Source organism: Bacillus sp. MC1252 (assembly GCF_056838025.1).
In genome coordinates, this window is record NZ_CM166369.1 from 1,903,379 (window position 1) to 1,917,363 (window position 13,985).

Annotated in this window: 17 protein-coding genes; 6 read left to right on the forward strand and 11 right to left on the reverse strand. The window is 41.0% G+C overall.

Features of this window, described 5'->3' with window-relative positions; genetic code table 11:
* Positions 1-86: 86 nt before the first annotated feature.
* From ACYH0L_RS09465 to cdaS, 5 genes are all read right to left on the reverse strand, one after another.
* Positions 87-2,003: a vWA domain-containing protein gene (locus ACYH0L_RS09465; RefSeq protein ID WP_482353989.1), complete on the reverse strand. Its 1,917-nt coding sequence runs from the start codon at positions 2,001-2,003 to the stop codon at positions 87-89.
* Positions 2,004-2,014: 11 nt separating this feature from the next.
* A complete protein-coding gene (locus ACYH0L_RS09470) occupies positions 2,015-2,893 on the reverse strand; it encodes an ATP-binding protein (protein ID WP_099727897.1) in 879 nt (292 codons plus the stop codon).
* 89 nt (positions 2,894-2,982) lie between these two features.
* Positions 2,983-3,561, reverse strand: a complete 579-nt coding sequence (locus ACYH0L_RS09475) for a superoxide dismutase family protein (RefSeq protein WP_099727898.1) — start codon at positions 3,559-3,561, stop codon at positions 2,983-2,985.
* 81 nt (positions 3,562-3,642) lie between these two features.
* Positions 3,643-4,929, reverse strand: coding sequence for a C40 family peptidase (locus ACYH0L_RS09480; protein WP_230030285.1), 1,287 nt, complete (start codon positions 4,927-4,929; stop codon positions 3,643-3,645).
* A 404-nt stretch (positions 4,930-5,333) separates the two neighbouring features.
* Positions 5,334-5,960 (reverse strand): sporulation-specific diadenylate cyclase CdaS, encoded by a 627-nt coding sequence (gene cdaS, locus ACYH0L_RS09485; RefSeq protein WP_099727899.1) that lies wholly within the window; start codon positions 5,958-5,960, stop codon positions 5,334-5,336.
* Positions 5,961-6,042: 82 nt separating this feature from the next.
* On the opposite strand from cdaS, the gene ACYH0L_RS09490 reads away from it, so the two are divergent.
* Positions 6,043-6,168: a hypothetical protein gene (locus ACYH0L_RS09490; RefSeq protein ID WP_003215647.1), complete on the forward strand. Its 126-nt coding sequence runs from the start codon at positions 6,043-6,045 to the stop codon at positions 6,166-6,168.
* 59 nt (positions 6,169-6,227) lie between these two features.
* Positions 6,228-7,595, forward strand: coding sequence for an MATE family efflux transporter (locus tag ACYH0L_RS09495; protein ID WP_256499673.1), 1,368 nt, complete (start codon positions 6,228-6,230; stop codon positions 7,593-7,595).
* Between the two features lie 45 nt (positions 7,596-7,640).
* Here ACYH0L_RS09495 and bshB2 read toward each other — a convergent pair whose 3' ends face one another.
* From bshB2 to rarD, 4 genes are all read right to left on the reverse strand, one after another.
* Complete coding sequence (gene bshB2, locus ACYH0L_RS09500) at positions 7,641-8,306, reverse strand: bacillithiol biosynthesis deacetylase BshB2 (protein WP_230030287.1); 666 nt, start codon at positions 8,304-8,306, stop codon at positions 7,641-7,643.
* 18 nt (positions 8,307-8,324) lie between these two features.
* Positions 8,325-8,675, reverse strand: coding sequence for a YojF family protein (locus tag ACYH0L_RS09505; protein ID WP_008346474.1), 351 nt, complete (start codon positions 8,673-8,675; stop codon positions 8,325-8,327).
* Complete coding sequence (locus tag ACYH0L_RS09510; RefSeq protein WP_099727901.1) at positions 8,672-8,953, reverse strand: hypothetical protein; 282 nt, start codon at positions 8,951-8,953, stop codon at positions 8,672-8,674. The genes ACYH0L_RS09505 and ACYH0L_RS09510 overlap by 4 nt, the downstream gene beginning before the upstream one ends.
* 78 nt (positions 8,954-9,031) lie before the next feature.
* Positions 9,032-9,937 carry an EamA family transporter RarD gene (gene rarD / locus ACYH0L_RS09515; protein ID WP_410609168.1) on the reverse strand — a complete coding sequence of 302 codons (906 nt, stop codon included), beginning with the start codon at positions 9,935-9,937 and terminating at the stop codon, positions 9,032-9,034.
* 95 nt (positions 9,938-10,032) lie between these two features.
* Here rarD and ACYH0L_RS09520 point away from each other — a divergent pair, with 95 nt between their 5' ends.
* Positions 10,033-10,506 carry an Hsp20/alpha crystallin family protein gene (locus ACYH0L_RS09520; protein ID WP_099727903.1) on the forward strand — a complete coding sequence of 158 codons (474 nt, stop codon included), beginning with the start codon at positions 10,033-10,035 and terminating at the stop codon, positions 10,504-10,506.
* A 40-nt stretch (positions 10,507-10,546) separates the two neighbouring features.
* On the opposite strand, the gene ACYH0L_RS09525 is transcribed toward ACYH0L_RS09520, so the two are convergent.
* Entirely contained in the window at positions 10,547-10,768 is a 222-nt protein-coding gene (locus ACYH0L_RS09525) for a hypothetical protein (protein WP_482353990.1), read from the reverse strand.
* Positions 10,769-10,843: 75 nt separating this feature from the next.
* The gene (locus ACYH0L_RS09530; protein WP_099727904.1) at positions 10,844-11,176 is read right to left on the reverse strand and encodes a winged helix-turn-helix transcriptional regulator; all 333 of its coding nucleotides are present in this window, start codon (positions 11,174-11,176) and stop codon (positions 10,844-10,846) included.
* A gap of 139 nt (positions 11,177-11,315) precedes the next feature.
* Here ACYH0L_RS09530 and ACYH0L_RS09535 point away from each other — a divergent pair, with 139 nt between their 5' ends.
* The 3 genes from ACYH0L_RS09535 (at position 11,316) to ACYH0L_RS09545 (ending at position 13,858) form a co-directional block, all read left to right on the forward strand.
* Positions 11,316-11,933: a nitroreductase family protein gene (locus ACYH0L_RS09535; protein WP_099727905.1), complete on the forward strand. Its 618-nt coding sequence runs from the start codon at positions 11,316-11,318 to the stop codon at positions 11,931-11,933.
* A gap of 228 nt (positions 11,934-12,161) precedes the next feature.
* The gene (locus ACYH0L_RS09540) at positions 12,162-12,365 is read left to right on the forward strand and encodes a DUF3311 domain-containing protein (protein ID WP_099727906.1); all 204 of its coding nucleotides are present in this window, start codon (positions 12,162-12,164) and stop codon (positions 12,363-12,365) included.
* On the forward strand, positions 12,365-13,858 hold the full coding sequence (locus ACYH0L_RS09545; protein WP_230030291.1) for a sodium:solute symporter family protein: 1,494 nt from the start codon (positions 12,365-12,367) through the stop codon (positions 13,856-13,858). The genes ACYH0L_RS09540 and ACYH0L_RS09545 overlap by 1 nt, the downstream gene beginning before the upstream one ends.
* Positions 13,859-13,985: the final 127 nt, after the last annotated feature.

The window sequence follows — 13,985 nt, forward strand, 5'->3', positions numbered from 1 at the left end:
CTTTGTTCAATTAAAGATAAAAAATTCACAGAAAAACAAAAAATTTAAATCATTCCGAAAAATATTTTGAAGAAAGGGGCAAAACCTTATGCCCCAATGCTTTTATGCAGCAGTTTCTTCAATAATGGATATAAGACATCTGGCAATGTATCGACATCTGGTACAAAAATGCTGAACTTGCCATACATATCTTGGATGGTTTTCATCTGTGCTTCTTCAATCGGCGAATTGGATAAAAACACGTTGATCACTTCAATTCCCTTTTTCCTCGCTTCAAGAACTGCTTCATGTGTATCCACGATCCCATTTTGTTCGTAGCTGAACGCAGCTGGCTCTCCGTCTGAGAATACAATGAGAAACTTTTGCTCTTCTCTTCGTTTTAAAATCATTTTCGTCATTTGACGAATCGCATAGCCGTCCCGGTTATCCTCTTCTGGCTCAAGTGACATAATGGAAGGTCCTGCATCAAATAAAGAATCTTTGAACGACACGACTGTGTTGAAATAGTTCGGCTGGCTTGTTTCTGTTGCATCGTTTGTATCTTCCCAAAACCCAACAATTTGATGTGGTACTTGAACGGATTTTAAGGCTTCATGAAATAGAACAATTCCCTTTTTCGTCTCATCCATCTTGTCAAACATGCTTGCAGAACAGTCAACTAATAAGGTGAAAACAGCATCAATTTGAGAAGACGGTGCCTGCTTTTTATAGAAAAGACGCGGGTTAGACTCTGTAAAATAGCGAATGAGCTTTTTACTCAGACGGCCTGCATGAAGATCCGTTTTCGGCCATGATTTTTTATGTTCAAGTGTTTTTTGAATCATCTGCTTTAAGCGTTTCTGGTAAGGCTCAATCGCCTTTGCATGCTGCTTGTACACATCTATTTGCTCTGGCTCAGGCGGGTCTGGTGATATCATAATTGGAAACGCATATTTGTTCTCTTTTCCATTCTCATGAGCACCTGCTCCGCTTTCTTCGCCTTCAGCCTCTTCTAATGCTTCGAGCTTTGAATAATCTTTTCGATGTGTTTGTTTTGCAGAGCCTTGAACAGTTCCAAGCGCCTGGTCTCCATCGTCACCTTCTCTTGCTGCATCCTTGCCGAGATCACTTTTCCCGCCGTGTTCTAAATCAAATTGAAGGAAGCTTTTTGATGGCGCTTCAGTTTCCCTATGCCATACTTCCATATATTCTTGGTGGATGTCTTCATCCCCCTGTTTTTCCCGGTCGACTTTGATGTCCTCACTTAATTTAGGTTTTCTTTTTAAGTCATGGAACAGCGGTTCTTTTGCCGCTTTTTCATAGTCCAATTCTGGAAAGAAAAAGTACGTATTCAGCATATCTTTTTCAAGAAGCTCATCAAAGCCTTCTGTCAATCCTTTTACAATGGTTGCGATGTCAGATGTTGAACCTGCTTCATATACACGTTCAAGACTTGACTCAATAAACGGAATCATTGGATGAATCTGGTCGTGAAGGGGCGGAATCTCTTCCAGCGGTGAATCAGCTGTCAGCTTTACATACATTGCACAAAAGAGTGCATCCGTTAAAATGGTTCGTTCTTGGTTAATCGTTAATTGCGTCTTAAAGTGACGCCTGTAAAGCTCTCTTCTCCGTTTAAACACCTTTTTTGTTCCTGGGCGGTCGCGTTTAATTTGCTCTTCAATCCGGATATCTTCAAACAGCATAAACAATTGTTTACATACATTAGGAATGGATAATGTGTGGGCGTAGCGGATCATGTCCTCAAATACAGTGAGATCACTATAGACTGTCCCTACTGCACGCAGGAAAACATCACTTTTTAGCCCTGCTGTCATGTCTTCTTGATTACGATCATCCCAAAAATGGCTGATGAAAATTTTCTTTTCAAAAGGTTCATAGTAGGACTGCACACCGTATTCAAGCTCGACATCATCACTTTTCGCTAACGTTTTGGCTAAATCTGTTAATTCCATAAATAGAAATGAATCGATTCTGCTGTCATTAAATTTGATGAATTTCAAAAGTCAGAACCTCACTCGAATAATGTTTGGGCGATATTTCTTACCGCTGCTTTTTCCCGGTCATCTTCTAGCTTTTCAACAATCCCTCGTTCAATGGCACGAAGCGGCGGGATATATTGCGCAAGATCACATGTATCTAAGAGGGCGCGAATGGATGCTGCTTCTTCACTGACCTGTCCATTGTGTGCTTGTGTAATCAAGTCTGATGAGAGCTGTACGAATTGGTCGATTAACCGCTCATCCTTTAAAACAGATTGAGATTGAAGGACATCTTTCAGGATGCCGCCGCCGATGTAAGGAACATCAATGACAACAAAACGGTTTTTCAGGGCTTCATTTAGAGGCACTGTGCCAACATACCCTTCGTTGATTGCCGCAATCACGCCAAAGCCCTCTTCTGCTCTGACAACCTCACCTGTAAATGGGTTTGTCATCATTTTTCGGTAGTCGAGTACACCGTTTAAAATAGGCAGGGTTTCCGGTTTCGCCATGTTGATTTCATCAATATATAAAAGGTGGCCTTTTTTCATTGCTTTTGTAACGGGTCCTTCAATGAATTCAATAGAAGCGATCTGACCATCATTGTGGATGGTTTTATAGCCAATTAAGCTTTCTGCATCTAGATCAACCGAGCAGTTCACACTGTGCATCGGCTGCTGAAAGAAAGCGGATAAAGTTTCTGCTAGTTTTGTTTTACCTGAGCCAGTTGGCCCTTTTAATAGAACGTTTTTTCCTAGTGCTAGTGCAATCATGGCATCTTGAATGATAGAAGTATCCTGTGATTCATAGCCGCCTGTTCCAATGAGCGGACGGAATTCTTCTTCTAGCACTTTTGCTTTTGCTTCGATCATTGCTTGAATTTCTTCTGGGAGTGATTGTTGGTTGAACATATATGATTAATTCCTCTCTTCGATCATTTTCCTCACCAAGTATACTAAAAAAACCTTTATGCACTCAATACATAAAGGTTCGTCTTCTGTTATTTTACCATTTCTTTTGTGATCGCTCCGCAAGCAATTCGCTTTCCAGAGTTTCCAGAAGGGTTGCTTAAATAATCATCTGCTTCTGCATGAATGATAAAGCTTCGCCCATTTTGACCGATTAATTGATTCGGACCTCCCTTTAACGTCACATCTGGTACATTGACGACGACATCAATTTGGCCATCTGCTCCTACCTCTAAATTAGGCATATCTCCAGCATGATGCCCCTTTGGGTTGTCAAAGCCATGCTCCCTATGCGTTGGATTAAAATGAGGACCTGCCGTTTCAAAATCTGGCGCTTCACATACACCTGTCTCGTGAATATGGAAGCCATGAGGACCTGGCGGTAACCCTTTTGCTTTTACGTGTAGATCCAGACCATTTGCTGAAGATTCTCTCACTTCGATGCTTCCTATTTTCTGCCCACTTTCATTGATCAATGAAGTGGTCACCGGCGCTTGTTTAGGTGCTGCAACTTCATGACTTTCTTCTGCCATTTCTTTTTTCGGCGGTGCATGACATGCTGATACGAGAAAGACCAAACACATCATGATCGTCCACACTGACTTTTTCATATGACTGCCCCCTTTTCCTTTTGTTATCAGTATGGACAATCTCATGAGAGGGCAAACAAAAAAAGCCGAAAACCGGCTTTTTTAGAAGAAACGTTTTGCACCTAAATAGGCTTTTTTCCAATATGAGTTACTTAAGTTCGAAATACCTACTCCGCTGTCACTTGCATGAAGGAAATCTCCTCCACCCAGGTATAGTCCCATGTGAGAAGGACCTGCTTTGTATGTTGTAAAATAAACAAAATCTCCAACTTGCGGTGTACTGACAGGCGTCATCATATTCCAGTAGCCCGCTGTGCTTAATCTAGATACAGATGAAACCTTGTTAATGAGATAGTAAACAAAGCCGCTGCAATCAAACCCAGCTGGTGTATTACCGCCCCATCTGTAAGGAATTCCTGTCAGCTTTTTACCTTCTTGGATCATCGTCGTGATTTTTGCATTCATTGGAACATCGGTTTTGTTATTGTTGACCGGAGTTGTTGAACCGTTAGACGTAGAACCATTAGAGCCGGAAGCCGTACCATTAATTTTTAACACTTGTCCAATTCTAAGCACATCACTTTTCAGGCTGTTTGCCGTGCGAATGGATTGAACCTGCACCTTAAACTGATTCGCAATTTTCCATAATGAATCACCTGATTTTACGGTATAAGATGTTGTTTTCCCGCTTGAAGACGGGTTGCTAGGTTTAGCAGGGGCTTTCGGCTGACTTGGTTTTGATGCAGCCGTCCCTTTTACTTTCAATACTTGATTCGGATAAATCATATCAGATTTTAATCCGTTTAATGTTTTGATTTCACCAATCGCCATATTTAACGAATTCGCAATTTTCCAAAGGGAATCGCCTAATTTGACCTTGTATGTACTAGATGATGATGAACTATTTGAGTTCGTCGTCTTATTGCTTGAGTTTGAATTTGATGACTGACTGCCGCTCGTCTTCGTGCTCCCAGAGACTTTCAGCTTTTGACCTGGTCGAATCAGGTCACTGTTTAAGCTGTTTAGGCTTTTCAAGCTTGCGACTGACATTTTATGATTTTTCGCAATCAGCCATAGTGAATCTCCAAGCTTTACAGTATAGCTAGATGTCGTTGAAGCACCTGATTTCGTCGCTTTTGAGCCAGTTGATGAGCTGGTTTTTTTACTTTTTGCGCCAGGAATCTTTAAGCTTTGTCCTGCAAAAATCATCGTCGTTTTTAATTGATTAAGAGATTGAAGCTCCGAAATACTTGTATTGTACTGTTCGGCAATCTTCCAAAGTGAGTCACCGCTTTTCACCTTGATCGTCTGTGCTTCTGCCGGTGCAGCAATAACAGCTGAGCCTGCGATCGCTGAAACTGTGAGGCCGGTTACTACTTTTTTCTTCATAGATGAATCTCCGCCTTTCATGATTTCGTTCAACAAAACTTATGTACTAGTTTTGAGTTTCGCATTTAACGGTTCTGCTTCTCTTGCACTATTTTATCTTTATTTCTATTATATTACTCGACATGAAGACGTTGGGCAATAACAAATAGGTTAGAGCAGCAAACTCAAAATGCTAAAACAACGCCATATCGTTTCTATCGGCTGTTTGCTGTATTTATAAACATTTTTTAAGGAATTTTTAAGTTGACGTTTAGAAATATGTCAAAACAAGCACTTTGCTAGTTTCATAGTTCTATTCTACATGACAAATTTTTCTGTATCAAATGACTTTTTACTTAATTGGCTGTTTTTTCTCCTCAAATGAAAAAAGCATCCTTCCCAATGAAGAATGCAGCGATTCGTTTTTATTTTCTTATTTCCGGATCTTTCACGGTGAGCGGATAAAGCACTCCTTCTTTAGCAAACGACATCTTTCCCGTTTCTTCTGATACAACGAGAACCAGTGCGTCGGTCATCCCAGAAAGACCGATGGCCGCCCTGTGTCTTGTGCCAAGAGAAGGACTGACTTTTTTTGAGGTGAGCGGCAGCACATTTGCAGCGGAAACGAGTGTATTTTCTTTCACTAAAAGAGCACCATCATGAAGTGGATTTCCCGGATAGAAAATGCTTTCTATTAATGATGCACTAATTTTCGCATGGAGGTTTGTGCCTCTTTGGATAAAATCCTCGACTTCATCCCTCCTTTGAATCACAATAAGCGCTCCGTGCTTTTGTTTAGATAAATGCTCAATCGCTAACGAAAATTGAGCAAATCCAGGCGTGAATTCCTCCATATATGATTGTAAATAAAACGAGGAAGCCTCTGCATGCATTTCATTAAACTGATCATGCAATGATTCGAGGTCACAAAGAAGACATTGTTCCGTCTCATCAAGTGAATCGGCGATTTTCCTTGCATCCATCATGATTTGCATCAAATGTGATTTCATTTCTAATTTAAACATCGCTTCTTCGTTTGTGCGATTTAACATCTTGACCATTTCCCTCCTTCTTTGGTTTGTGTCATAAAATAACAAATTGTGCACATTCTATTTGTATGGAGGTGAACTCAATATGACCATTCAGAAAGTCATTCAATATGCTTGCAGCATTTTAGGTGTTGTCAGTCTTTCTTTTATTTATGCCCAAATGTTTAAAAAAACGAAGCCATCAAAGAAAAATAATCCGACGGAGAATTGATTTTTTTACATAGCATGATATAATTCCTCTCGTTATTTCTGTTCAGAGAGGAACTGATGATGAGAGAAACGAATAGCATTCGAACAAAGTTGACACAATTTCTAACCATTTTGATCCCGATTTTAATCACACAAGCGGGTCTTTCGCTTATTACGTTTTTAGACACGGTGATGTCTGGAAAGGTGAGCGCAGAAGACCTTGCGGGTGTCGCGATCGGTTCCAGCATTTGGACACCTGTTTATACAGGGCTTGCCGGTATATTAATGGCCGTTACTCCGATTGTGGCCCAGCTGATGGGTGCAGACCAAAAACAAGACGTTCCTCGGGCTGTCTTTCAGGCCATCTATTTATCCTTTCTTTTAAGTGTCGTTGTGATCGTCATTGGAACGATTAGCGTCCCTTTCATATTAGGAGGACTTGGTCTTGACCCATCCGTTGAGGATATTGCCCGGCATTTTCTCAGCTTTCTTGCTTTTGGGATCATCCCGCTGTTTGGTTATTCAGTGCTGAGGTCATTTATTGATGCATTAGGGAAAACACGTGTGACGATGTTTGTTACGTTAACAGCACTTCCTATTAACTTTGTTTTAAATTATTTATTGATATTTGGGAATTTTGGCTTGCCAAAGCTAGGCGGTGCAGGGGCTGGCCTTGCATCTGCGATGACGTATTGGGCCATTTTCATCATGAGCATTTGTATTGTCATCAAGGCAGAACCATTTGCCTCATTTCGTTTGTTTCAAAAACTGCCTCGGTTCAACATCTCCCGTATGGGGCAAATACTGAAAATCGGTATCCCTATTGGGTTTGCGATCTTTTTTGAAACGAGCATTTTCGCAGCTGTCACGCTTTTAATGGGTCACTTTGATACCGTGACGATCGCCAGTCACCAAGCAGCAATGAACTTTGCTTCTATCTTATACATTTTACCGCTTAGTATCTCAATGGCTTTAACGATCGTCGTTGGCTTTGAAGCCGGTGCCATGCGGTATAAAGACGCACAAATCTACAGCTATATTGGAATTGGAACTGCTGTTTTATTCTCATTATGTACGGCAGCACTCATTTTGTTATTTAGACCAGAGATCGCAGGTTTATATACAACTGACTCGGCTGTTTTACAGCTGACACAGCACTTTTTGATTTACGCAATCTTTTTCCAGCTGTCAGATGCGATCGCTGCACCGATTCAAGGGGCTCTTCGCGGCTATAAAGATGTGAACTATACACTCATTGCAGCTTTTTTCTCTTACTGGGTCATCGGTCTTCCTGCCGGCTACCTGATTGGCACATATACCTCATTTGGGGCGTTCGGCTATTGGATCGGTCTCATTGCAGGGCTTGCCGCTGGTGCAATCGTCCTCTTTATCCGTCTCAGGTTGATTGAAAAACGACTGATTCAACTTAAACATGCACCCAATCATTAAATACGACACAAAAAAGCAGCTGATCCTTGTCAGCTGCCTTTTTCATTAGTCATTCCATTGATACGTCCAGAAAATTTCTTCATCCAACCATTTTTGGACGACTGGTTCTTTGTTTTTCAGTTTCTGCTCAATTTCTCTCAGTATGCCTTCTGTTTGTGTTCTGTGCGCTCTCAGTGCATTTAATTTGATATCTGCTACATCTGTAATATTGATCACAATATCTGCATTTCCTAGCACTTCTTCTCTATTTCTCGTAATGGCCATGCAGTATGTGACAGGACGGTCTTCTTTTTTCTTACGGTAAAGAGCACGGATGACGGCTTCCCCTGTCGCATCATGATCAGGGTGTACACCGTGTCCTGGGTAAAACGTGACAATAAGTGTTGGTTTGACTTCATCGATGATGTTTTCCATCACATCCGCCAAATACTCATCATCTTCAAATTCGAGCGTCTTATCACGTAGTCCAAGCATACGTAAATCCGTGACATCCATTTCTTTGCATGCATTGATTAATTCCTGTTTTCGTAATTCAGGAAGTGTCTCACGGTTGGCATATGGTGGGCTGCCCATAATTCTGCCCATTTCCCCAAGTGTCCCGCATGCATACGTGACTGGAATTCCGCGTTTTCTGCTTTGTGCGATGAGACCTGCGACCCCATAGGATTCATCATCGGGGTGAGGCAGCATCACTAATACATGTTCGTTCATCACTCGTCACCCTTTCTCCTACACCTGAAATGGTGTTTCACTAATTTGTAATGAGATCGCTAGTTTCCCGTCTGGCAAGTGCCCTGCTAATAGCAGGCGGCCTTGTTCATCAAACACATAGTCGGTCAAGCCTTCTGCGTAAATCCAGCCATCTTCTGTTTTCATTCCAACACGGTACGGACCTTGTCCTTTTATTTTCGCCTGTGAATAGACAACTTTCGCATTGCGGATATACGCCACGACCGTCATATTTTGTTCATTTACATGAGCTGAATAAGAACCAGTTGTCGTTTCAAGATGAACGAAGACTGGACGATTTAAAAACGATTCAAGATGTGCAGTGACATCTTCCGTTTGAATTGGTTTCATGAGTGGTTCCTTCCTTCATTTTGAATTAATTCTCGCAGCTTTTTCGTATGTAAGCTGATCAGCTGCAATTGATGATCATGCTCAAGCTCACTTTCTAATATTCTCTCCACAGCGAGCACATACTTTTGATGTAACGATTTTCTCGCCCGCGGATGGGTGCGAGCATCCAGTAAATCATCACGTATGGCCTCGTGTAAAGAAGACATATCATCGACATCAAGCTGACGATTTTTCCATAAAGATCGATAAGCGGCTGTAAGCTCATTGGCTGATGACATGTGATCACCTCTACAGTTTTGGTAACAACTTATTATGACATGATCTGCCTTTAAAAAAAAGCAAACTGCTTGTTCTCTTTAATGAGAATTCGCTGTTTTTTTCATGCGTAATTGTGAGGTGGTAAACAGTAAAATGGCCACCCAAATACAGAAAAACGTCAAGATTTTTGCTGCAGATAAGTGTTCGTGATACACAAATAGCCCTAAAAACAGCGTAATCGTCGGTGCAATGTATTGCAAAATGCCGACTTGATACAGAGGAAGCCTTTTTGCGCCTTCAGAAAATAAAAGTAGCGGCACAGCCGTAAAAACCCCTGCAAAAAATAAGAGGCCCAGCGATCCGAAACTGTTTGGATTCATGGTCACCACAGGTTCTTTTAAGTAGAATAATAAATAAACAAGTGCAGCCGGTGCGAGAAGCAGCGTTTCAATCGTTAACCCAATAGCGCTCGTAAAGCTCATCCTTTTTTTAATCAGTCCATAGAAACCAAAGCTAAAGGCTAATAAGAAAGCAACGACAGGAAATGAACCGTACTGAACCGTTGAAATGATCACACCAGCGGCGGCAATGAGAATCGCGATCGTTTGCATTTTATTCAGTCGTTCTTTCAAGAAAAGGATGCCTAATAAAACGGATACTAGCGGATTAATATAGTATCCTAAACTTGCTTCTAGCATGAGATGATGGTTGACTGCCCAAATGTACACATACCAGTTGACCGAAATTAAAATAGCAGATAAAAGTAATGAGAAAAGTGCTTTTCCATCCATCATCAGCCCCTTCACAGTCTGTATTGCTGGGCGGACTTGCTTTAAATAAAGGAGAATACCACACATAAAAACAAATGACCATACGATTCTGTGAGCTAAAATTTCGCCTGACGAAATATGCTCCATCAGTTTCCAATATAATGGGAATAGCCCCCATAATGTAAAAGATGCTGCAGTATACAGGACACCTTTTGATTGATGCTGTTCGTTCAATCTAACCATTCCTTTCTAAACCTATCGTATATTATAGCACGCACTCAGGTGAATGGGCATATACTAATTCAGGGCATTTAGAAAGGATGATTTGCATGTTTGACTGGAACCGATTATTCCCTTTTCAAAAGCAATTTTCAAAAGAAGCCTTAAAAAATTCAGATCCTAAAGACGTTGAGCAATATGTCAATCAAGTGATGGAAAGTGTATTCGGCTCCAATTATTCTGCTCAGTTCCCCTTTCAGGATCCGCTGTCTCAGCATCAAAAAACAAGAGAGCCAGACGTCAAAAAAGAGAAAGAGCCGAATGTTGAAGTGTTTGAAACAACTGATCACGTGTTTGTCAAAATAGAGCTTGCTCGTCCGAACACAGAAAAAGTGAAAATCAAACATACAGCCAATCTGCTGTTTATTGATCATTTTCCTGAAGAGAATGAACAAAAGAAGATCGTCCTGCCTGCTGCCGTGAAAAGAAAAGGAACGAAGGCTTCGTATCAAGAGGGTATTTTGGAAATTATGTTCTTAAAGCATGATGATCCGGGGATCTCTGAAATTGATATTCCATTATAAAAAGCCTGCTTTGATATGGAAGCAGGCTTACTCTTTTTTCTTAATAATATGGTGGATATCCGCCGCCATAAGGTGGTGGAGCAGGCGGTGGTGGTGGTGGCGGGTAATATGGACGAGGATAATTAAAAATCGCACTTCCTAGAAATCCGCCAAGCAGTCCGCCGACTAAAGGAGCGCCAAAACCAAAAAACAAAGGGACTCTGGATTCATATGGCGGAATGCCAAGGGCGCCGCCTCGAAAATACGGAGTATGAGGGTACATGCATTTCTCCTCCTTTGTCATGTGCCTAACATCAGCATATTCACCAGGAGACAAAACGTTTGGGCAAACCTGAAACTAGGCTTGCTCCTTTTTTTCATGAGATCCAGCATATTCCCCTGCCCAGCGCGATACTTCTCCAAACACACCGTTTAATGCATTCCCCTTTTCGGTTAGACAATAGATGACTTTGACAGGCGTTTCAGGCAGTACAATTCGCTCTATAATTCCTTCTTGCTCAAGCTCTTTTAAGCGTTCTGCGAGCATTTTTTGACTGATGGATGGAATAATGTCCGTCAGGTCTTTAAACCGCTTTGGACCATCAAGCAATACATGAATAATGAGACCATTCCACCTTTTGCCAAGAAGTAAAAAAGCTTGCTGAATGTGTGGACATAATTGGAATTCCATATATTTCAGCCTTTCTTTTCCTGATTGTTTGACAAACTAACGGTATACAATTTAAAATATCTTTAGTTACAATAAGTAAGTTTCTCACTTTTTTATTTATTGTACCATACTATTTGCAAAAACGGGAGGAAATATCCATATGGCGAGCGATCAAAAAACGATTGAAATTTTAAAAGAAAGAGCTTCAGTAAAAGAGTATGATACAACTCATGAAATGACAAAAGAAGAGCTAACAGAACTTCTTAATGTTACAACAAAAGCACCATCTGCGTGGAACCTTCAGCATTGGCATTTCACTGTATTCCATAGTGCTGAATCAAAAGCAAAGTTACTTCCAATCGCTTACAACCAAAAGCAAGTCTCACAAGCATCAGCTGTTATTGCAGTGTTAGGTGACCTTGAAGCCAATAAAAATGGCGAAAAAATCTACAGTGAGCTAGCAGAACAAGGCTTCATTACAGAAGATATTAAAGAAACACTCATGACTCAAATTAATGGCGCTTACCAAAGTGAGCAGTATGCACGTGAAGCAGCGTATTCAAATGCATCATTAGCTGCTATGCAATTAATGATTGCTGCTAAAGCAATGGGATATGATACATGCGCAATGGGTGGTTTTAGTAAAGAAGCGTACATCAAAGAATTCAATGTGAGCGGCCGCTACGAACCAGTCATGCTGATCTCAGTTGGTAAAGCAGCAAAAGAAGCTCATAAAAGCAATCGTTTTGACATCGAAGAAGTATCTGATTTCCTATAAAAAATGGCAGAGCCTCAGCTTTCATGCTGGGGCTTTTTTATTTGTTTTAAATATTATTCCTCCATACTTTTTTTCAAATCCCCCTCTTCACTCTTCTGTCTTTTTGCGAATGAAAGCGTTATATTAGTATGGTATTCTCAAAAATGATTGTTTTTTCTGAAAATGGTCTTGTGATCTAATCTGACAACTGCTATTATTATGAAATTACAAAATATTCAGGAGGAAAACATGAATAAAAAATTGATGCTGGCACTACTTATATCGATTCCTTTCATCGGACAGCTCGCACTGCTTCCCTTTGTGAATCGTATTCATCCATTTGTGATTGGGCTGCCCTTTTTCCACTTCTGGCTCTTACTATGGATTGTTCTCACACCAGTTTGTACATTTATCATTTACCGGATGCAACATTCAAATGGAGGAACTGACTAATGCAAGGAAATTTAACAGCTTTATTGATTACTGCAAGTATTATTTTCATCGTCGTGGTCATCGGATTTGCCGCTGGTCGTGACAAATCGTCAAGACAGTCGGTAGAAGAATGGTCTGTCGGCGGGAGAAAATTCGGCGGGCTACTCGTCTGGTTCCTCGTTGGCGCAGACTTATATACAGCTTATACCTTTTTAGGGCTCACAAGTACAGCTTATACAGCTGGAAGTGTCGCTTTTTTCGCTATCCCTTATTCGGTTCTTGCTTATTTTATTGCTTATTTTTTCTTACCGAAACTTTGGACAGTTGCGAAAAATCACAAGCTTACAACCCTTGCTGATTATGCACGTGAGCGGTTTGACAGCAAGCTGTTATCTAGTTTGATTGCCATTATTGGTGTACTTATGCTTATTCCTTATATTTGTCTTCAGCTGAGCGGGATTCAAGATACGTTAACTGTCGCTGGAACTAGTTATATTAATGTGAATGCAGTTGTTATTATTTCATTTATTTTAGTTGCACTTTATACATTTTTCAGCGGTATTAAAGGACCTACATATACAGCCATTATTAAGGATATTCTTGTTTGGGTGATCATGCTCTTTATGGTGGTTTCTCTGCCAATCATTCATTTTAACGGATGGACACCTATGATGAATACGTTAGTCAAGGAAGCACCACAGCTTCTGACGATACCTGAAGGCGGTCCTAAAGGCATTTTGTGGTTCATTACTGCTTCAGGCGTTTCTGCCCTTGCTCTTTTTATGTGGGCACACGCGGCAACTGGTGTTTTTACAGCCAAAAGCGCAGATGCCATCCGTAAAAACAGCATATTTTTGCCTCTTTATAACATTGTGTTGATTTTGGTCATCTTCCTTGGGTTTATTGCATTTTTAGTCTTACCAGAAGATACTAATCCAAGATTTGCTCTTCTTCATTTAATTCAAACGTCATATGGTGGCGTGATGCAGGGGCTGGCTTATTCAACGATTGCGCTGGCTTCTCTCATTCCATGTTCCATCATGGCCATTGGCGCGTCGAATTTATTTGCGAATAATTTATACCGTGACTTAATCCATCCAAATGTGACACCGAAAAGATTAACCATCATTACACGTTCGATGGTGTTTATTGTCATCGGGCTGGCCCTTTTATTCGGGATGCTCTTCCCAACTGCACTCGTCACGCTCCAGCTGATCGGTGTTTCAGGAATGGTTCAAATTTTCCCAGCGATTGCGATCAGCTTGTTCTGGAAAAAACAGTCTAGAGAAGCAACCATTGCAGGGCTGGTCGTAGGGATTATCGTCACCTTTACAGCCAATATTACACAAGTAACGTTCGGCCTTTATGAGGGCTTTCTCGGTTTACTAGCAAACGTTGTGGTCATCTTGATGTTGAATCCATTCTTCCAAAAGAATGTCACATACAATTCAGTTACAAATGATCTGTTTGAAAAGGACAACGAAAAAGCAGCAACGATGGCAAATGAAGCGTAAGCATAAGAAAAAACAGTCCCCTAATGTGGACTGCTTTCAGCGTGTAGACAAACCCTCGCATTCTTTGTCAGGTCTGCGCTCCGGTGCTCACGAATGTCAAATTCGCTCCGCTCCAGTGCTCGTCCTT